This is a genomic window from Clostridium cavendishii DSM 21758, assembly GCF_900141845.1.
Classification (GTDB): Bacteria; Bacillota; Clostridia; order Clostridiales; family Clostridiaceae; genus Clostridium_AG; species Clostridium_AG cavendishii.
Map to the genome: position 1 here is coordinate 46,299 of NZ_FQZB01000023.1, position 22,214 is coordinate 68,512.

Annotated in this window: 19 protein-coding genes; all 19 read right to left on the bottom strand. The window is 28.1% G+C overall.

Going from position 1 to position 22,214, the window contains the following annotated elements; genetic code table 11:
- Position 1: 1 nt before the first annotated feature.
- Positions 2–445, bottom strand: coding sequence for a 4Fe-4S dicluster domain-containing protein (locus tag BUB01_RS20960; RefSeq protein ID WP_072993158.1), 444 nt, complete (start codon positions 443–445; stop codon positions 2–4).
- A 188-nt stretch (positions 446–633) separates the two neighbouring features.
- Positions 634–2,532, bottom strand: a complete 1,899-nt coding sequence (gene cooS / locus BUB01_RS20965; RefSeq protein WP_072993162.1) for an anaerobic carbon-monoxide dehydrogenase catalytic subunit — start codon at positions 2,530–2,532, stop codon at positions 634–636.
- Positions 2,533–2,801: 269 nt separating this feature from the next.
- Complete coding sequence (locus BUB01_RS20970) at positions 2,802–3,965, bottom strand: alpha/beta hydrolase (protein ID WP_072993165.1); 1,164 nt, start codon at positions 3,963–3,965, stop codon at positions 2,802–2,804.
- A 127-nt stretch (positions 3,966–4,092) separates the two neighbouring features.
- Positions 4,093–4,866, bottom strand: coding sequence for a helix-turn-helix domain-containing protein (locus tag BUB01_RS20975; RefSeq protein ID WP_072993168.1), 774 nt, complete (start codon positions 4,864–4,866; stop codon positions 4,093–4,095).
- A 29-nt stretch (positions 4,867–4,895) separates the two neighbouring features.
- Positions 4,896–5,912: a sensor histidine kinase gene (locus tag BUB01_RS20980; RefSeq protein WP_072993171.1), complete on the bottom strand. Its 1,017-nt coding sequence runs from the start codon at positions 5,910–5,912 to the stop codon at positions 4,896–4,898.
- Positions 5,909–6,580: a response regulator transcription factor gene (locus BUB01_RS20985; protein ID WP_072993175.1), complete on the bottom strand. Its 672-nt coding sequence runs from the start codon at positions 6,578–6,580 to the stop codon at positions 5,909–5,911. Before BUB01_RS20985 ends, BUB01_RS20980 begins: the two co-directional genes overlap by 4 nt.
- 100 nt (positions 6,581–6,680) lie before the next feature.
- Entirely contained in the window at positions 6,681–7,067 is a 387-nt protein-coding gene (locus BUB01_RS20990; protein ID WP_072993178.1) for a carboxymuconolactone decarboxylase family protein, read from the bottom strand.
- A gap of 83 nt (positions 7,068–7,150) precedes the next feature.
- The gene (locus tag BUB01_RS20995; RefSeq protein WP_072993181.1) at positions 7,151–9,142 is read right to left on the bottom strand and encodes an ABC transporter permease; all 1,992 of its coding nucleotides are present in this window, start codon (positions 9,140–9,142) and stop codon (positions 7,151–7,153) included.
- A complete protein-coding gene (locus BUB01_RS21000; protein ID WP_072993184.1) occupies positions 9,132–9,899 on the bottom strand; it encodes an ABC transporter ATP-binding protein in 768 nt (255 codons plus the stop codon). Before BUB01_RS21000 ends, BUB01_RS20995 begins: the two co-directional genes overlap by 11 nt.
- 456 nt (positions 9,900–10,355) lie before the next feature.
- Positions 10,356–11,603: an acyltransferase family protein gene (locus tag BUB01_RS21005; protein ID WP_072993189.1), complete on the bottom strand. Its 1,248-nt coding sequence runs from the start codon at positions 11,601–11,603 to the stop codon at positions 10,356–10,358.
- A gap of 242 nt (positions 11,604–11,845) precedes the next feature.
- Positions 11,846–12,832 (bottom strand): polysaccharide deacetylase family protein, encoded by a 987-nt coding sequence (locus BUB01_RS21010; RefSeq protein WP_084109100.1) that lies wholly within the window; start codon positions 12,830–12,832, stop codon positions 11,846–11,848.
- 156 nt (positions 12,833–12,988) lie between these two features.
- A complete protein-coding gene (locus tag BUB01_RS21015; protein ID WP_072993192.1) occupies positions 12,989–14,020 on the bottom strand; it encodes an aldose epimerase family protein in 1,032 nt (343 codons plus the stop codon).
- Positions 14,021–14,034: 14 nt separating this feature from the next.
- Positions 14,035–15,537, bottom strand: coding sequence for a UDP-glucose--hexose-1-phosphate uridylyltransferase (locus BUB01_RS21020; RefSeq protein WP_072993218.1), 1,503 nt, complete (start codon positions 15,535–15,537; stop codon positions 14,035–14,037).
- Positions 15,538–15,591: 54 nt separating this feature from the next.
- Positions 15,592–16,764 carry a galactokinase gene (locus BUB01_RS21025; protein ID WP_200802925.1) on the bottom strand — a complete coding sequence of 391 codons (1,173 nt, stop codon included), beginning with the start codon at positions 16,762–16,764 and terminating at the stop codon, positions 15,592–15,594.
- A 108-nt stretch (positions 16,765–16,872) separates the two neighbouring features.
- A complete protein-coding gene (locus BUB01_RS21030) occupies positions 16,873–19,005 on the bottom strand; it encodes a CBM96 family carbohydrate-binding protein (RefSeq protein WP_072993198.1) in 2,133 nt (710 codons plus the stop codon).
- A 40-nt stretch (positions 19,006–19,045) separates the two neighbouring features.
- A complete protein-coding gene (locus BUB01_RS21035) occupies positions 19,046–19,684 on the bottom strand; it encodes a lactate utilization protein (protein WP_072993201.1) in 639 nt (212 codons plus the stop codon).
- Between the two features lie 70 nt (positions 19,685–19,754).
- On the bottom strand, positions 19,755–20,747 hold the full coding sequence (locus BUB01_RS21040; protein WP_207650006.1) for a sugar kinase: 993 nt from the start codon (positions 20,745–20,747) through the stop codon (positions 19,755–19,757).
- A 49-nt stretch (positions 20,748–20,796) separates the two neighbouring features.
- Entirely contained in the window at positions 20,797–21,444 is a 648-nt protein-coding gene (locus BUB01_RS21045; protein ID WP_072993207.1) for a bifunctional 2-keto-4-hydroxyglutarate aldolase/2-keto-3-deoxy-6-phosphogluconate aldolase, read from the bottom strand.
- A gap of 17 nt (positions 21,445–21,461) precedes the next feature.
- The coding region (gene kduD, locus BUB01_RS21050) for a 2-dehydro-3-deoxy-D-gluconate 5-dehydrogenase KduD (protein WP_072984762.1) at positions 21,462–22,214 on the bottom strand (753 nt) is incomplete at its 5' end.

Consider the following 22,214-nt stretch of genomic DNA (forward strand, 5'->3'; position numbering starts at 1 on the left):
ATTAAACCTCCTCTAAATAAATTGCTCCAACAGGACAACTCTCTATACAAGCTGGAGTTTTTCTATCAGGACACATATCACATTTTACTATATGTTTTTTTGTAACTTCATCTGGTTTTAAAACTCCAAATGGACAAGACATAACACACATATAACAATAAGCACATTTGTCTTTATTATAAGTTACATACCCTGTTTCATCGTCCTTTGTCATTGCACCACTCATACATGTTTCTACACATTTAGGTTCATCACAATGTCTACAAAATATAGGAGTAGGTTTATTTTTTGAATCTAATGTTATCCTTGAGCACGCCTCATTATGCTTGTCACTAAGATTTAATTTATATATAGATTTGGAAATTGTACTATGCTCACACATACATGCAACTGTACAATTCATACAGCCTGTACACGCATCTTTATTTATCATAATTCTTTTCATTAACCACACCACCTGCAAAATAATAAGGATTCAATCATAGAAATGCTTTACATAAGCAATCAAAAAAAGTGAATAGTTGAAAATCGAGAGTTAAAATTCACTTTTTTTAAGTTTATAATTTTTTCAATAAATATCTTTAACTCTCAACTTTCAATTCTCAACTAATTCCTATTTAAAAATTTAAATTTCTATTTATTAATTCCTAGACCTTCTCTTCTTGCTATTATTAAGTCTTCAAGAGTCTTAGCTGTTGACTGTACATCATTATCAAGAACTAAGTGTCCACCTGTAATATCTTTAAGATCTTCAGTTAACACCTTATTTACTACATCACTTCCAGTTATAAATGGAGGAAGTGCTAAATGTAGAGGTAAGCCAAGTGCTAAACCAAAAGCACCATCCGCAAGTGCTTGTTCTTCTAACCATTGTGGAGCAGAAAGTACAAGTGGTAATTGAGGAATATCTACTCCTATAAATCTAGCAAGTTCAGTTGCTACTATTTCTAATCTTCCTATAGCTAAACATGGTCCAAAATTTAATACCGGAGGTATTCCTAAGCTCTTACATACTTCTTTTAAATTATCTCCAGCTAATTCAGCAGCTTCTGGACTCATCAATCCTACATTTTCAAGTCCACCTGATGAACATCCAGCAGATAAAACTAAGATATCCTTCTTAATAAGTTCTTTTGTAAGTTCTACTGTAAATACATCATGTCCCATAGCCGTTAAATTTGAACAACCTACAACCCCTGCTATACCTTTAATCTTTCCACTAACTATTAAATCAACTAGAGGCTTCCATGATCCGCCTAAGAATTTTTTTAATGAAGTTTCTGATACCCCTGTTATTGTTGTCTCATTTCCATGTTCTTTAGGTATTGATATTTCTACTTTACCTCTTCTATTTGAATAACTATCCATAGCGGCTTTTATCACTTTGTCAGTTATATTTTCTCTTTCTTCAAATGAGTATTCAATAAAATCAGCATTTGCTTTCTTAGCTACATCATCAAGACAAATCATCTTAACTTTATACTCATCAGCAATAGGTTCTATTCCTGGTAAAGTACAATTAAATTCTGAAACAACTAAATCTATTGCTCCAGTTGCAAGTACAGCTTCACTTGTAAAGTTATTGCCAGCATGTCCTGAGAAGACTTCTTGATAGTGAACACCTCTTAGTTGAAGATCTTGTCCTACGCATGTACATCCAACTAATCTAAATCCGTTTGCACCAAGTCCTTTAGCTAAAGCTTTAGCTTCATCAGTTATAAGCTTATCTTGAAGATGAGAAATAACTGAATGTTGGTGTCCTGTTATCATAATGTTTATATAATTTTCATCTATTACATTTAGTCCTACCTTCGCAGCAGTAATTTCAGGTTCTCCTAAAATTACATCATTAACTAAGTTAGTTAATGTTAATCCGTATAAACCTGTTGATATTCCTAATTGTAATGAATGCATTAGCATATTTACTGGATCTGAGTTTAAGTTAGTTGAAGTTTTTACAACCCCATCAAATACTTCTGATTTTGCTCCTCCAGGTAATATGTTTAATTTTTCCCATAATTCATATCTTGGCTCATATGCAAGTTTTTTAACTAATTTCATATTTTCATATTTAGGTTTATATAAATCAGATAATATAAGATCAGCAACTTTAATTGCTTTCTTATGATTATCGCTTTCTTCAATTTCAAAAATTTCACATAAATGATTTAAAGCATTTAATCCTTTAAGTTCACCTCTTGATTCGCCTAATTTCTTTAAGTTTAATGCTGTAGTCTCAATAACATGAATATAACAACCTGACCCTGATGCTACAGCTCTTAAAAAGTTTCTAGCAACTATTGTATGTGCGTCTGCACCACAAATCCCTCTTGGAGCTTTTGGAGTAATTCTACAAGGTCCGTTAGCACATAGTCTACAACACACACCTTGTAAACCAAAGCCACATTTAGTTTTTTGAGTTTCTACTCTATGATGAGAAGTTTCTACATTAAGACCTGAGATAAAATTAGTAAGTTTTTGATCTGCAGATGCACATAAAGTACAGCTTGAACAACTTGAACAACTTGACATAAATAAAATCCTCCTTAAAAGTACACAAATATAGTGTATTTTATTCTTAAAAAAAATTAATATTATTAATCACACAAAAGTATACCCAATTGGTATACTTATACTATATAACCATATTGTAATAGTTGTCAATTATTTTTAATAACTTTTAGTATAGAATAATTAATATCCTATTAAAATATTTATAATTACTACAAATATTTTAATAGGATAAACATCTTTCATATTTCATAAAATATCAAAAATTAAATACTAAGCTTATACATAGACTACATTTTTATTCTTTCTATCCAATTAATCATGGTATCTAAAGTAAGTTTTGTATTACCCATATTACAATGATTAGATGCGTTTTCTTTTCGTGTGAAAAGACGAAAAGTTAAAGACGCTACTTTGCTTAAACACTCTAATTCATCTTTAAATATATTATAATTAATAAAGTGGTCTTCTGTTGCACCTATAATAAGAATATCTTGATTTATTAAATGTCCAACATCAGTTATTTTAAACTTATCAAGTTTTCTTGTATATTCATAAGGTGACTTAGCATTATATGCATACATACCATGCTTAAGCGCCCATTCTACTGTAGAGTCTTTCTTCGCTCCTATATTGAAAATCATATTAATTATAGGTGCTGCATGCATTTTCATTAATCTTCTTAATATTTTTTGATCTACATCTGGCATAGTACTCAATATAACCGATAAGAAATTAGGAAAAATAGACCATGCTATAACTCTTTTTATCCTTTCTTCATAAGCCGCTGCTCTAGGTGCTAACATACCTCCTAAAGAAGCTCCTATAATAGTTACATCATAAAGATCAAAATAATTAATAATCTCTGTTACAGGCTTCTCCCACTCATGAGTAAAATGTTTCTTCTGAATTCTCATAACATTTCCTTGTCCTGGTCCTTCGAAAAGATATACATCGAACCCATTTTCCGCAAAATAAAGCATTGCAAAAAATAACTCCTCCATATAAGAATCATTTCCTCCATGAAGTAAAATAGTATCTTTTTTATCTCCTACTGCTTTTGTATATAAAACTGGTAATTTCACTTCTTCATAAGGAACCTCATATTTTACCACGGTTCCATCTTCAAAATATTCTTCATAATACTTGTAAAACATATCCGAGGCTAACTTATAATACTTTATTTTGTCTTTATCATCATCATACATAAAGAATTCGCTCATTCTATAATAGGCAATAGCCTCTTTTATTCTTCCTTCATTTACAGCTTGATTTCCTATGATTATTAGTTCTTTTTTCCATGTTGCACTATCCTTAATTTTATGTGAAATTCTTTTTATATCTTCTAAATTACCTTCATTCCACATAATTATACGATTTAGCTGAAAATTAAAATTATCCTCATCATTCAGATTATATATTCCTTTCGCAAAAGTAATTTTGTCTTTCTTCATATTTTCCACTTCCCCTTACCATAAAAATTAAGACATAGTCCTCTATGAGACTATGTCTTAATTATAACTAACTAATACAAATTGAACTTCTAAATAAACGCTAACTTTGAATTTTAAATTTTCTTTATTAATCTATAGGGATAACTCTTACATCTTTTCTAATTTCATTTGCTGATATTCCAAACATATTTTTATTAGTTGTAGCAAAATGTGAAGGACTGTTAAACCCTGCCTTTATAGACGCATCTGTAATATTTTCTCCATTCAATATATACTCGTAAGCCTTTCCTATTTTCATAATTACTAAAAAACTACTTAATGATGTTTGAGTTTCTTCCTTAAACAAATGGGATAATCTACTTTGAGATAAAAATACCTTATCAGCTAATTCTCTAATAATTCCTTCTGTAATTTCTTCTTTCTCTTGAAGCAATTTAAGTACTTTTTTCACTCTCTCATCTTTTATATGAGGTTTCTTTATATTTAAATTACATATGTTTAATATTTTTTCGTATACATCATAATATTTTTGTTTTATCTTCATAATATCTTTTAAGGATAGAATCTCATTAATCCAAACCCTTTTTATTTCTTTTAACTTTTCTACATTCAAAGTATAATAATTATTATTTTGCAAATATTTATCCTCTATTTCCTTAGACATATCAGTAGTTTCATCAAATAAATAAACTAACATCTCATTATCATAGCTCTCTATAGTATGCATCACATTAGATCCTATAATAATTCCTCTACAAATAATTTCCTTATCTTCTATTATACATTTAAATTCTTTTCCTAGACTTATTATTAAATGTTTTGCCCAATGTTTATGTTTTTCCGGATAATTATAATCAACAAATAAAAGTACATGATCTATGGTATAAAAAATATCTGTCATATTATCACCTATCTAAAATTTTAATAAACTCATTCTTTAAAAAGTAGCATATTTGTTAATGGAAATATTAATGTGACCTTAGTCCCTTTGTTTACCTTAGAATCAATAGTAATTTTCAACCCTAATTTTGAACAGAGTTTTTCGCATAGATACAACCCCATTCCCGTACTTTTACTAAACATTCTTCCATTTTCACCAGTAAAACCTTTTTCAAAAACTCTATTTATATCTTTATCTATTATACCTATTCCATTATCCTCTATTGTCAACATTACAGAATTCTCTTTTTTTAATGAATATATTTTTATAATTGGTGATTTATTATTTGAATACTTTATAGCATTACCTATTAGTTGATTTATAATAAAATCAATCCATTTTCCATCAGTATATACAGTTTCAGTAATATTTCCTATATCTATTTTTATTTTTTTATGAATAAAATCTCTATAGTTCCTTTTAACTACTTTTCTTACTATATCATCAAGATTAATTTGTTTTATGATATAATCTTTACTAACATTATTACTTCTAGAATAATACAATACTTGCTCTACAAAGCCTTCAATTTTATCAACCTGGAAATCTATTTTATTAGTTATTTCATTTTGATTATTCGCAATTATTAATTTTGCAGAAGCTATTGGTGTTTTAATTTCATGTACCCAAGTTTCTATGTATTCTCTATACTCAACCTGCATATCCTTATAATATTTAACATGTTCATGCATCTCTCTACTTACTTTCTTAAGTATACCATTAAGCTTTTCTCCCTCTATAAAGTTTGGTTCCTTTATCATCTCTGGAAGTAAATACTTCTTATCCAACTTCTCTAATATACCTTCAACTTTATCATAATATTTTTTATAGTTTATAAATTCATAAACTATATATGAACCTAAAGGTAAAAACCAAATACAAAAAACAAAAAAAATAAAAACTAATTTAATATTAATAACAAGAAGTATAACTGCTAATATAATAAACATTAATATGTTTATTAATATTATAAATATTTTATCTTTAATAAATTCACCTATACTCATGGCATTATATACCCTAGTCCTCTTCTTGTTTCTATTGGATTTTCTATACCTATCTCTTCAAGCTTTTTTCTTAATCTATTTATATTAACATTTAAAGTACTATCATCTACAAAATAGTCTGATTTCCATAAATATTCCATAAGCAAATCTCTTTTTACTATATTGCCCTTATTCTCTATCAAGTAAGAAAGAATTTTAACCTCGTTTTTAGTTAACTCTAATGACTGCTTTTTATAATTAACAGTTGCATTTGAAAGATTCAAGCTAAAATCTTTATAATTTAATACATTATTAGTTTTAAAATTTCCATATGTTCTTTTCAATATGTTAGTTATTCTTGCTAATAATATTTCTGTATTATAAGGCTTTGTTACAAAATCATCTGCACCTAAATTCATGCTCATTAATTCATCTACATCACTATCCCTGCTTGTAACCATTATAATAGGTATATCTGAATTCTTTCGTATCTCTCTACATATATAGTAACCATCAAATACAGGAAGATTTATATCTAGTAATATAAGACTTGCATTTTCACCTTGAACATATTCTATTATGTTATTAAACTTTATAGGAGCTTTTACTTCATAACCATATTTCTCCAGAAAATTTTGTAATTCTTCTCTAATAACTTCATCATCTTCAATAATAATAATTTTTTTCATTACTTTTGCTTACCTCTCTACATAAAATATAGGATTATTTTTAAGTGAACTCCATATGAAGTTCACTTAATTTGTTTTCTGAAAATATTGTGATTTACTATCATTGATTTTTGCTAGTTAAATTCATCTCTTGTACTCTCTTTTCTGCTGCTTTAATTGCTTCAACTCCTGTTTTACATAACACATTAATTCCTTTAACACTGGTTACAATCACAAACGCTTCTACTAATTCCTCCATAGTTAAGCCAGCTTCTACAGCGGCAACAGCGTGTGACTTTGCACCACTTAATTCATCATCCAAACTATCCAATATTGTAAAAATTAATTCTCTTGTCTTTTTAGGCAAATGTCCATTCTGAATAGATTCACGCATTGTTAAATATCCTTCTAATCCTTGTGGAGAATATTTAGAAAGTACTTCAGCAAAAGGTGGGTTCCATTTTAATTCTTCTTTATAATAGTTAAGTATATTTTCAAAATCCTTCATAACTAAAAATAATCTCCTTTTTTATCTTCACTTTACATCACAAACATTTCTTAACTATTATAACATTATTTTTAATACATCCGTTAGATACTATTTTTTACTATGTTTTTATACCCTGAATATGTTGTATAGAAATATACAATATAAACTACCATAAATACTAAAGTTGTTATTAAAACCGAAAATTTAATATCTATTTCAGTAAATGCACCTACCTCTTTATCAATTATCGTAACTCCAATAACTGAATGCATTAATGCTAGAATTACTGGAAGACTAAAATATACTAAGGTCTGAATAAAAATTGTTTTATTTATCATCTTCTTATTTGCACCAATTCTCTTTAATGCTTTATACCTTTCTATACTGTCACTAGCTTCTGATAATTGCTGAAGCGCGAGTATAGCCATACTAGTTATTAAAAATACTATACCTAAATACATTCCCATAAATAATGCTGCAGTTGAGCTTCCCTTACTCTTATTATAAAGATCATCTTTTGAAAAAGAATTTATATTGGGAATGTTTAAATCTTTATACTCCCCTTTACGGTTATCCTCTTCAATCTTTGTATACTTTTTATTATTTTCTTCTCTATTTTTATCTGAATACATTACATTAAGTACTGATGTAAGGTTCTTATCATAATCAGATAAAACCTCATCATTTATAACTATTGCAAAAAAATTATCCGCAAACATATAAGTATGAAGATTATCTTCTATTATCTTATCATTTTTAACTAAATATTCTTTATCTTTAATATAAACTTTATTATTATCTTTTAACCTTTCATTAACTGGTTTAATAAGCTTATTAAAAGTTGATAAGAATAAAACCTCGTCCTTATTTAGACTTACTTCTTGCTCACCCTTAAGCTTTAACATTTTGTTATAATCAGATATTTTTATAAGTTTCCCTCCATAATCCTTATAATCTTCATCTGTAACTTTTAATAAGTTTTCTGCTGTTCCATCTAAATAATATTCATTAAGAACTTCATACTTTTCATTTCCACTTTTCTTAAAATTAATTTTTTCTAAAATATCCTCTATGGACTCTTCTTTACTATGATTATATACTGTTATACTAGCATCAAAAGGTGTCTCTTTTTCAAGTCCTATCTCATAATCCTTTTTAAGAGATATTCCTGTAGATAACACAATTATCGTAATAAATAACATTAAACATATTAAAGACATTGATATAAAGTTCGTATTAACTTTACTATTTATTTGTTTTACTACGAATATATTCAAACCTTTTAAATACAAATTCTTATTTTTATTTACTATATATAGTATAACTCCAGATAAGCTAAAGAAAAATAATACTGTACCTACTATTGAAAGAACTAGTGCTGGAATAAACATGTAATTTCTTGAATCTAAACCTATCTTTAATAAAGATTTATATCCAAATGCAAGCGATGCTACACATAATACAAATGATATTATATATATAACTGGATTTTTAAATTTTATATTTTCATTTTTTCTACCAGCTATTAATAGATCGATTATTTTATATTTAGAAATAATAAATACATTAAATATCATAACAAGCAAGAACATTATTCCAAAATATAATATAGTTTTTCCTATAGCACCTGTTGAAATAGCAAATTTATATTCATCCATTCCAACCTCAAATAATTTTAATGTAAAAGTAGCTAATCCTTGTGATGCTCCAATACCTATTATAAGTCCTGCAATTAGTGATATAGCTCCAACTATACATGTCTCTGTAACCAAAATCCTAGATATTTTCCTTTTTCCCATACCTAAAGTCATATATATCCCTAATTCTTTTTTACGTTTCTTTATCAGAAAATTATTTGCGTATAATATTAGACTACCTAATATTACTGATATAAAGACTGATACATATGCCATAATATCAATTAATCTCTCCATATTCTTTGCATTTGAAGATTTAATATCTAAAAGAGCCTTTTGTGAATCTATAGAGTTAAAACTATAAAATATACAAACAGCTAATATTAGTGTTAAGAAATATATAGTATAATCTTTAAAACTCTTTTTTATATTTTGAGTAGCTAGCTTAAAATACATTGTTATCATCACCTCCAAGAAGAGTGATAACTTCTATAATTTTATTAAAGAACTCTTTTCTACTATCATTTCCTCTTACTAATTCGCTAAAGATTTGTCCATCTTTAATAAACAATATTCTATGAGCATAACTTGCTGTAAAAGAATCATGAGTAACCATAAGTATTGTAGTCTTTAAGTCTCTATTTAGCATCTCAAATCTTTCAAGTAATAACCTAGCTGATTTTGAATCTAGCGCTCCAGTTGGTTCATCTGCAAGTACTAAGGATGGATTGGTTACTATCGCTCTTGCTGAAGCAACTCTTTGCTTTTGTCCACCAGACATTTGATAAGGATACTTTTCTAATACATCAATAATATCTAAATACTTTGCTACTGATTTTATCTTTCCATCTATTTCTGAACTCTTTTCACCTTTTATTGTTAATGCTAATGCTATATTCTCATAAGCTGTAAGGGTGTCTAATAGGTTGAAGTCTTGAAATATAAACCCTAACTCATTTTGTCTAAATTTATCTAATTCTTTTGACTTTAATCTTGTAATATCCTTATTATTTATCTCTATTTTTCCTGTAGTAACATTATCTATAGTTGATATACAGTTAAGTAGTGTAGTTTTACCACTTCCCGAAGGTCCCATTATTCCAACGAACTCTCCTTCCCCTACTTTAAAACTTATATTATCTATAGCCTTTGTTACATTATCTTTACTACCATAATACTTCTCTATTTTATCTACACTTAATATATTTTTCATTTTTAACTCTCCCATTTTTATATTTTCACTAGTGATTTTTTAACTTTATCTTATGTAATTTATTTTATACAATTCCATCTATGGTATCAATTTAACTACATTTCATTAACATTACATTTTTGTTATGTTATTATATAAAAAACTTCTTAAAGTTTACTCTAATATTATATAAAATTAATATGTATTATCTAAAACTTATGTATATGTATAAATAAAAAAATAATATAAGATTTTAAATATGAAAAATATATTTTAACATTATTTATTTTAATAATCACATTATTAACAATAAAACTAATGTTAATATACAGACAATCAAACTCAAAAGTATATAATTTTAAAATAGTGTAATTATATTAAATTTATAATATACCAATTTATAAAAGTAATATAATTACACTTCTTGTAAAAATTATAGAATTAAATTTGTAAATATTATTTTAAACTTATCCCTTTTTATCCTTTCCTACTATGAGCCTTATCCAATATTGGTTTCTCAACAAATTTATATGATATAGTAGCAATCAAATATGAAATTCCTATTATAGATAAAGATATTAAAAGCCATGTTCCTATATCATTTATAGCCATATACTGCATACCATTGAAAAATTTAAGATATACAACATTCATAACTAAATAATGCCATATATATAACCCGAAGGAAACTTTTGCAGTATACTTAAAAAACTTATTATCTAATATTTTTCCAAATATATTTGAATGTGTTGCTGTAATTAATGTTATAGCAATAAGTACTTGGAAATATGGAAAGAAATATGGCTGATTTTGAATACTATGACTAAACTCTGGTGCATATCTTAAATTCCAAATTAAAATAAATGCACTTACTAATGATATAGCACTAATTATATCAAATATCCACATTTCTTTAAGATGCTTTAATTTATCATTTATTGAAAAAAGCTGTGTAGTAATTCCTGCAGCCATTATACCTATAGAAAATTGTGCAAAAAATCCTACTGGATTATAGTTTGGCATCCAAGACTTAGCTCCCCCTATAATTCCAAACTGCCATCCCTTATTTACATCATCGGTTGCGAAACAAATCTGAACTAACTGATTCATAACAAGTATTAATATAAATACCCCACACCAGTATAAGATTGCTTTTTTAAAGGATCTATTCTTGCTAAATTTATATAATATACTCATAAATATAGGCATCAAAAGATAACAAAATACTTCAAAACTAATAGACCATAACGGACCATTTATATCTGTTGGAAAAAATGTTATATAATGAAAGCCAGATGTAAATGTTGCAGCTGCTAAAACCCTCTGCCAAAGATATTGTACATTCATTTTGAATGCTAACATTACTATAACTGAAGCTGCAAGTGCTATATAAAAACCTGGAACTATACGCGCTGCACGTCTTATAACATAATTTTTTATATTAGGAAAACTTTCATTATTCAAATACTTTTTCCAAAATGGATATGCAAGTAAAAATCCACTTAAAATGAAAAATATACTTGTCCCTGTATTAGCTACCATTATAAAAAATATTTCTGCTTCTCTCACTCCTCCTGTTTGACTTTGAATATTTAGGTTCCCCCAAAGATGTGTAAATATTATCATTAGACATGCTATAGCTCTTAATCCATCAGCTCCTATTAATCTATCGTTTTTAGTTTTTTTCTCATTTGATTTGTTTTCACCAACTCCCCTATCTTTCATTTTTACTCCTCCTTGTATATTTTTTATATTATACCTAAAGTTCCTTTTTACTTATAGTATAAGTTATAATTAGAGAGTAATAGTTACAAAAGGCGTGAAAAATATTACAATTTTATTACAAAAAAGTTACACAATTACAAAAAACCACAAATAATTATCTATTGTATTATATTAATAATTGTTCAAAAAAAATGTTTTCCCACCAATTCGGTAGAAAAACATTTTTATTAAAAATTCTATTTTTAACTTATTGTTTTAAATTCATATCCATTACCTTTAAAATAATCTATTATTTGTGGTAATAATTCCTTTGTTTTTACTTTTCCTTGCGCATCATGCATTAATATAACAACTTTATCTTTTCCCTTAGATGTTTTTATAACATAATTAAACATATATTCCTTTGAATAAGTTTTTCCTTCTGCATCACCATTTAAAGCATTCCAATCTATATTAACTATACCTTCTTTTTTGAAAATTTCGTTTAAATTATTTAAATTAGGATCATGATAATAACTTCTACTCATATATCCACCAGGCATTCTTATTACTTTTGTATCAAATTCATTTCCCAAAATCCCTTTCATAGTGGTGTTAGTATTTTCTATCTCATTCATAAAATAATCAACATCAACTTTATTACCAGGGTATAATTTTCTAAAATTATGAGTGTAACTATGATTTCCTATAGCATGTCCCTCATTGTATTCTCTTTTTAAAAGCTCCATGCCTTTTTGATTTTTTATGTTTTCTCCTAAAACAAAAAATGTTCCTTTTACATTCTTAGACTTTAATATATCCAAAACATCAGCTGTATTTTGATTGCTTGGACCATCATCAAAAGTTAAAAATACATATTTTTTACCATCACTCTTATAGTTATTTTTCAACATATTTGTTACTTCATTTCTATCTATAGTATATTTTAAGCCTTCTTCATTAACATTTTTATTATTTGCCAATTTGTGTTTGTCCACATTTTCTATATTTACTTTATTGTCTTTAACTTCATCTTTTTCACTTTCATTTTGCTTTTTATTATCATCTACTTTTTCAACTGTGCTTGCTTGTACAACTTTATTTCTTGTCGAAGTTGAATTATATAATTTCGTCATTTGTATTCCTATAGTGACTAAAAAAATTATTAATGTAATTGATAAAAATATTCTCTTTTTTCTTCTGTTTCTTTTCATTATCTTTTTACTAGTTTTTCTACCTTCAAATCTCATGATTTTTCGTCATCTCCTCTAAGCTCTCTACATATTTATAGTATAATCTACAATTGCATAGAAATCGTGACAAAATCTTTACATGAGGTTACAGAATAGTTACAAAAAAGTATATTGATATAAATGTAGATTTAAAATTGAAACATATATAATATATTAAATTACATTAAATCTAAACTTTGTCCATTTACTGTAAACAGTATTAGCTTCTAAAATAGATTTTTCAATGAAAGCATTATTATACCCAATTGGTGGCTCTTGTGCCTCTAAGCATATACCTAATCTTTCAATGTAATTTCCACCTTCTATTAAAGCTCTATTATCTGGATAATTACCACTATAAATTACAGTGCTTGTATTATTAGTAGTCATTTCTAAAGTTCTTCCTGATTCATCGTCAATTAGAATTATTTTTTTATCCTTATCTAATATAAAACAATGATCTAAACCTCTTTCAGCCTTAACAAAGTTATTATTTATTACATCTTTTAGTAGTTTTTCCTTATTAAAGTCCAAAACTGTATCTTTGGTGTCAAGAAGTTTACCCGTAGGCGTACTTTCATTTACTGTTTCTAAATATTGACTACTACCTACCTTAAGTTTATGTTTTAATATATCCTTTTTGTGGTTCCCACTTAAATTAAAGTAAGAATGATTAGTTAAATTCATCAATGTAGTTTCAGTAGTTTTCCCTTCATAACTTATTAAAAACTCATCTTTATTATTTAATATATATTCTACTTTTATATATGCCTCTCCAGGATATCCTTCTTCATAAGCTTTAGAAATAGTAGTAAAAATGAGCTTTATTGTAGTTTCGTCTTTTAAAGTATCTACCTTCCAAAACTTCTTATTAAAACCATTTATTCCACCATGACCTTGGTTTCTATTGTAGTTTTTATTAAATTCTAAAGTTTCACCACAAAGTTCCACCTTACCATCAGCAATTCTTCCAGCTGTCCTTCCTATAATAGCCCCTAAATAGGAGGGATTATCTATATAATCTCTCCAATCTTTATAAGCTAAAACCACATTTTCAAAATTATTAAATCTATCTTTAACTTTAATTTCTGTAATTATTCCACCTAAATTTAATGCTGTTATCTTCATACCATTATCATTTATCAAACTATACTTTACAACATCTTGTTTATTCAGTTTTCCAATAATGTTACTCTCTATTTTCATATTATTACCTCAAACTATTTATTTAAATAATCTATAAAAGCCTTTTTGCCTTCTAAACTACCTTTGAAAATGTCACAGTGCTCTAAAACACTAGTAAACTTATTTCCAACCTCTTTTTTTATAACGCTTTCTACCTCAGCTTTAGATATTATTCCTTTTTTGTTTATAAGTTCTTGAAGCCATTTCTTATGTTTAAATATTAAATCATTCTCTTTTAAATCCCCTAAAGATTTTTCTCCTGTTAAATAAGCCTGTGCTTCCTTAAGCTCCCCTTTTAATCTTGCTGGCAATACTGCAAGTCCCATAACTTCAATTAAACCTATATTCTCTTTTTTTATATGATGAAGCTCTTTATGGGGATGATATATACCTTCTGGATGCTCTTTAGAAACCCTATTATTTCTTAAAACCAAATCAAATTCAAATTCTTCTCCCCTTCTTCTACAGATAGGTGTTATTGTATTGTGTGGTTCCTGTTTAGTAAATGCTATTATATTCCTATTTTTATCACTATAAACCTTAAACTTTTGAAGAATATAATTTGCACAAGCTACTAAGGTATTTTTATCCTTACCCTTTATTCTTACTACTGCCATAGGCCATTTAATAAAACTAGCCTTAATATTTTCAAAACCTTTTATTTCAAACTCTATTTCTGAAGCCGATTTACTCATAGCAAATTCATAATTGCCTCCTTGAAAATGATCATGAGCCAATATAGAACCTCCAACTATAGGTAAATCTGCATTAGAACCTATAAAATAATGGGGAAATTGTTCTGTAAAATCACTAAGCCTTTTAAAAGTATCTTCTGTAATCTTCATAGGCTCATGATTTTCTTTTAGTACTATACAATGTTCATTGTAGTAAACATAAGGTGAATATTGTAGAAACCATTTCTCTTTATTTAATATTAATGGAATTATCCTATGATTACTTCTCCCTGGATGATTTATTCTACCTATATATCCTTCATTTTCTTTACATAGCAAACATTTAGGATAACTAGAACTCTTTATTAATTTACTTGCAGCTATTTCCTTGGGGTCTTTTTCAGGCTTAGACAAATTTATAGTAATATCTAAATCTCCATACTTAGTTTTATGCTTCCATTTTATATCCTTTTTCACATCATAAGTCCTTATATAGTTAGAATTTTTACTTAAGTCATAAAAATAATCTGTAGCACTTTTAGGGTTATTCTTATATAATTCATTAAATTCTTTTATTATATTTGAGGGTCTATCTATAAATATCCCCATAATCTCAGTTTCAAAGAGTTCTCTTCTAGTAACTGTATCTTCTTTAAGAACTCCATTACTTAAAGCAAAATTATCTATATTTAATAGAATATCTTGAAGAGATGTTATTTCTATATCTCTATTTTCTTCATAATTATCTAAATTAAGAAAAGCTAATATTTTATTTATATAATAAATTTTATCTTGTTGCTCTATTAATGACATATCTAAAGCATATTTTATTAAACTATCTATATAATGATAAATATTATTCATAATAACTATCATTCCTTCCTTTGCATTCAAAGTACCAAACTTAATAAATCCTTTTTATATACTTATTTCTCTTGTTCCATCTCCAACTTTTACTTTATAAAAATCTGCTTCATAACCTATTTCTTTTTTATAAGCTATTCCTACATTCTTAATAAATTCTTCTACATACTCTTCTTTAACTATTGAAACAGTACAACCTCCAAAACCTGCCCCTGTCATTCTTGATCCTATTAAACCTTCTTGTTTCCATGCTAACTCAACCAAGGTATCTAGTTCTTTACCAGTTACTTCATAATCATCTTTTAAAGAATCATGAGAAGCTTTCATAAGCATTCCAAAGGCTTCTAAATTCCCCTCTTTTAGTACTTTTACAGCCTTTTTAGTTCTTTCATTTTCACTAATTGCATGATGTGCTCTTTTCATACATACTTCATCTTCTATAGAAGATTTATATTTTTCAAACAAATCTAAATTTAAATCACATAGATTATTTATATTTACTACCTTTTGTAAAGATTCTAAAGCTCTATTACATTCTCCTCTTCTTTCATTGTACTTAGAATCTGCTAAAGTCCTTCTCTTATTTGTATTTGCTATAACTATTAAGGCGTCTTTAAGTATTAAAGGTACATAAGTATACGTAATAGTATTAGTGTCTAGCAAAACAGCACAATTTTCTTTTCCCATACCTATTATAAATTGATCCATTATACCACAATTGACTCCAATATATTCATTTTCAGCCTGCTTACAATACTTAACTCTTTCAACCTTATCTATATTCATATTGTAGATATTATTTAGTATAATAGCTGTACATAATTCTATAGACGCAGAAGAAGATAATCCTGCTCCATTAGGTATATTGCCATAAAATAAAACATCGAAACCTGTTTTTATTTCATACCCAGCCTTTTTTAATACGCTTATTACTCCCTTTGGATAATTAGCCCAATCATGAATTTTATCATAATCTAAATTATCTAATGAGACCTCTATAACTCCTAAGCTATTAAAATTTTTAGAATATAATCTTATTTTATTATCCTGTCTTTCCTTTACCAATCCATAAGTTCCTATATTTAGGGCACAAGGAAAAACATTACCACCATTATAATCTGTATGTTCCCCTATTAAATTCACTCTTCCCGGAGCAAAAAAGGCTCTTTCTGGTTCTTGTCCAAATATCTCCATATAATCTTTCTTTAATTCTACTATCATTTTTATCTATCTCCATAACCTAATATTTATTAAATTAAGGCATATTGAAAAAATTATATTACCCTATTATTTTTTAAAACATGCCTTAACTCTTTTTATAAATTTAATCTTTATTTACTTTTCTTTTACAATTAATTGAGGTTTTACATTTCCTTCTCTTGAAGAAAACTTAATCATATTTTTTTGGCGACTACTATTTGGCGTTTCTTCATTTACTAATAATAAATTAAGCTTCTTACTTTTAGTGTTGTTGTTGTTCAAATAATTTGTTAAATCTAAAGCCACCCAATTTCCTTCATCATTATCATTTATACTTATTGAACCTATATAAATTCCTTTTGCAGGTGATTGCTTCCAAGTTAAAGTTTCTTCATTTATATCGGAAGCTTCATAAACTTTAATCTCTCTTGTTGAATCTTGACCTTTGGGAAATTTATCTGTAAAAGATACAAATAATCTTAATATAGTTGAAGAAGCCTTTTCTTTATCATAATTACTTAAATCAAAGCTTACATATGATTTTCTTGCATAATCTGCTGCGTCACTCTTTACTACCAATTCAGTTTCATTACTATAATTTTTATCTGAATATATCCCATCTCTCACATATCCATCTTCCACAGCTTCAAATACCTTATTATTTTTTACATTATCTTTTGCTCCGTATTCGAAATATCCTATATCAACAGGACTTCCGTCTAATAAATTTCCATAGTAATCCATACCGCCATTGTTTGCTATGATTCTTCCCTTATCTATAGCTGGAGATTCTGCTCTTAAAGTATAATCCTTAGTATTTTCTAAACCTAACTTAGCCTCACCTGGGTTCATTAATAATGGGTTACTGGTTATTAAACCTGGATGACTGGATGGTTTATTTGTATTATTTTCTATCTCATTGTATATAACATTATTTGAGAATTCTCCTGAAACAGGAGAATTAGAAAACTGCATATTTCCGTGTACTTCTACTATATTATTAAAAAACTTAATATATGGTTTATTTGTACAATCAAAAAGAGTTGTTTTTATCCCAGCTTTACTGTATATTGTATTGTTATATATTAATGGAGCAGAGTTTGCACTAGTAGGTAAATAGAAGAAAATATCATTTCTAACTGGACTTCCTGTATTATCTCCATCATTTACACTTAAGTTATACCTAAAAATACTTCCTGTTGAGCCATCCATAAATAGACAGAATCCACCTTTATTATCATGGCTATAGTTATATTGAACTATTGTATTTTTACAATATAAATCTATATCAAAAGCTTCCCCATCATTAAAACCATACTTTCCACCATAGACTTCATTATGCTGCATTATGGCCCCATCGCTAGCAAACACCCAACAGCCAGCATAATTTCTTGAACCTACATAAGTATTACAATAATTTTTAACAGTATTTTTTTCTATTAATCCTCCATATTTAGTTTCACCTAATACCATTCCATCCCCTAAGATTTCTTCAACAAAGTTATTTCTAAATATTATATTAGAATTAACCTTTGGATAACTTTCAGAAGTTCCAGAAATCACTACAGTTTTATTTCTAATTCCTTCTATTGATACATCCTTTACATGGTTAGATTCAACTAAAGCATCATTATAACCTGATGCTGCCGAGCCTGTACTTTTACCATCTTTGTCTATATTTATTCCTATTAATACTATTCCTCCAGTTATCTTATAGCCATCCTTATCAGAATTTACATCATGAACATAACAATTTTTTATATAAATATGATTCTTTACTGTTCCTGATGTATTATAAGCTAATATACCAGCTCTATTAGATTTTACTGTTTCATTATAATTCGATACATCAATGTTATTTATTTCCCAATATTCTTGGTTGTATAGCATAACTGCCCCTGATACTTTTGCAGGATATGTTGTACCATTACCACTTATAATTGGCTTATTACCTTGTCCATAACTATCTAATATTATTGGCTTACCGGCAGTACCTGATCCTTTTGGCCAAAGCTGGCCTGTCCATTTACTGCCAGCTTTTAATAGGATTTTATCTCCAGGTATAAATGTAATCGAATTCACCTTATCTAAAGTTTTCCAAGGAGTTAATTCACTAGTTCCTAAATTGTTATCATTACCACCTATACTGTCCACATAATAAGTTGTTCCAGTGTTAGCTTTAACAATTACAGAATTACTGATATTGATTTGCATGATTGAAAACAATAGTGTAATACAAAAGATTATTATACTTTTAAAACGTTTCATTGTTAATCACATCTCCTTTTATTTTGTGGAAATTTTAAAATTAAAAGCCTATTTCTTCTCCTACTATTATTATGGTAAATCTATTATGGAATTTTTGCCCATTGTTTATAATAGATACATAATTACATACTCTATCCTTAACTAAACAATTCGTACATATTCCATTTTCTGTACAAGGTGTTTTGTGTGATATTCTTTTTGCATTTAATATAGCTACCTTCTTTATCCTAGCTTCTGCTTCTTTTAAATCTTCTACTACTTTATTTACTCCTGCTACTACAATTACCTTTTTAGGTCCAAATATCATAGCTGCTGCTCTATTTCCTGTGGAGTCCATGTTTACTAGTTCTCCATTTTTTGTTATAGCATTAGTACTAGTTACTAGATAATCTGCTAACATTGATTGTCTCATTATTTCAACTATTTCCTCAAAGGGCAAGTTCTGATATCTGTCATAAAATTTATAATCACTACTTCTAAAACTATCTATTATGTTCATTTTTTCTAAAGTTACAGAGCCACCTACAGCAATGCTTGAACCTTTTGGTATTAAATTCAAAACTAATTCTTTTGCTTCTAAGAGATTATCTACGTATATTGCGTTATACTTTTTTTCTTTAAGTGTTTTAACTATTTCTTTAGCATCACAGATATTTTTCCACTTTTTTATATCTACCATTTTCTTATACTCCTCCTTTCCTCTAATTTAGCTTACTATCTAAATTAAGATAATAACTAGCAAAACATTCTTATCTACTTATAGCAGAACCACTTCCTGTTGCAAGCCTTTGAATATCACTAAAATCTGCCCCGCTATAAGCATCTCCCTCAATACTATGTTTAATAACGGAAGCTGCTACTCCGTATTTCATAGACGCTTCTAGAGAATATCCATTTAACAAGCTGAAAATAACACCACCTGCAAAAGCATCTCCTCCCCCAACTCTATCTATTATTTTAAAGTTATATTCTTTACTAACCCTAATTTCACTGCCATCATAACATAAACCAATCAAAGAATTTTCTTCAGCAAAAACACTTCTTCTTAAAGTAGTTACTATATTTTTAACTCCTAATATTCTCCTCATATAATCAAAATGAGTTTTAAAATACTCATAATCTATTTCTTCATCGAAGGTTGCCACCTTGAAGTCCTTTGGCAAAGTTTTTTCTAACCAACCAAAACAGATATCTGCATCTTTAAGCATTAATTTTGCGATATTATAGAACTTATCATAATTACTAAGAAGACCTCTATAATTTAAATCTATAGATATTTTTACCCCCATAGCTTTTGCAACTCTTATAGCTTCTAATGTTAAGCCTAATGTACTATCACTTATCATAGCTGTTATAGTTGATATGTGAAATAAATCCACCCCTTTAAAGATATTTTCAAAATCAAAATCACATTCCTTGGCTATGGCCATGGCTGAATCTTCTCTGTCATATACTACCTTTGAATTTCTAAAACCATGACCTTTTTCTAAATAATAAATTCCAAGCCTTTTTCCTCCTTCTTTTACAAAAGAGGTTTTGACTGAATTTTGTTTTAAATATCTTAAAGCTGCCTCACCCAAATAATTATTTGGTAGCTTTGTTACAAATTCTGTTTCTATACCTAGACTTGATAATAATACTGCTACATTTGCCTCTGCTCCACCATAGCTTACATCAAAACTGTTTGTTTCTAATATCCTATTATAAAATGGAGGAGATAACCTAAGCATTATCTCCCCCATTGTCACCACCTTTAAAGCCATTAGTCTCACCTTTACTTCCTTTTATCCTTTAGGATTTTATATTATTTAACTTTTTGATAAACCTTCTAGCTACTTCAGTAACCTCAGCCTGACCACCAGAATTATAAGCATTATTTAATACACTACCTATACCTACAGCAACTGCTCCATTTGTAATCCATGTATCTACATTTTCTATTGAAACACCACCAGTTGGCATTATTTGAGCTTGAGGAAGTGGTCCTTTTATATCCTTAATGATTGAAGGTCCATATGCTGAACCTGGAAATAACTTCACTATATCTACTCCATATTCCATAGCCTTTACTACTTCCTTTATAGTCATAGCACCTGCCATGTAAGGTATGCCATATCTGTTACAAAGCTTAGCTGAATCTTCATTAAAGTAAGGACTAACTATGAACTTTGCTCCCCTTAAGATTGCTATCCTTGCTGTTTCACTATCTAAGACAGTTCCAGCTCCTATTAAAACAGAAGTTTCATGTTTAAAAGCTTCACATAATTTTTCAATTACCATATCTGCATTAGGAATTGTAAAGGTAATTTCTATTATATTAATACCACCTTCTATGACGCCTTTAACTATTTTAAAGATCTCATTATAGTCTTTTCCTCTTATAACTGCTACTACCCTATTTTTTTCAACTGCTCTTAATGTACTAATCTTTCCTAACATACTCTTTCCTCCTAGGTTTATCTAACTAACCAACCTCCATCAACGGCTAGAATATGTCCATTTACATAATCAGATGCTCTACTTGATAAAAATACCACTGTTCCCATTAAATCAAATGGTTTAGCCCATTTTTCTGCTGGTATCCTTGAAAGAATTTCTGCATTTCTCTTTTCATCAGCTCTTATAGGCGCTGTGTTTGCAGTTTCTATATATCCAGGTGCTATTGCATTTATTTGAACATTGTGACAAGCTAATTCGTTTGCAAAAGCTTTAGTTAATCCAGCTACCCCATGCTTACTTGCAGTGTATGGAGGTACAAATTTTCCACCTTGGAATGAAAGCATTGAAGCTATGTTTATTATCTTTCCTGATTTTTGTTCAACCATTATATTAGCTACAGCCTTACTTAAGTGATATACAGAGTTTAGATTTATATCCATTACTGCATCCCAATCTTCGTCTTTATATTCTAAAAGTGGAGCTCTTCTTATAGTTCCTGCATTGTTAACTAATATATCTATTCTTCCAAATTCTTTCATACAAGTTTCTACAACGCTTTCTCTATCTTCTTTCTTTGTTAAATCAGCTTGATGGAATACTATCTTTCTTCCTTCTTTTTCAACTAACTCTCTAGTTTCATCCCAATTTCTATCATAAGTTGGAACAAAAAGGTCTGCACCTGCTTTTGCTAATGCTACTACATAGCCTTGTCCAAGTCCTGTGTTTCCACCTGTTACTACTGCAACCTTTCCTTTTAAAGAAAAGAAATC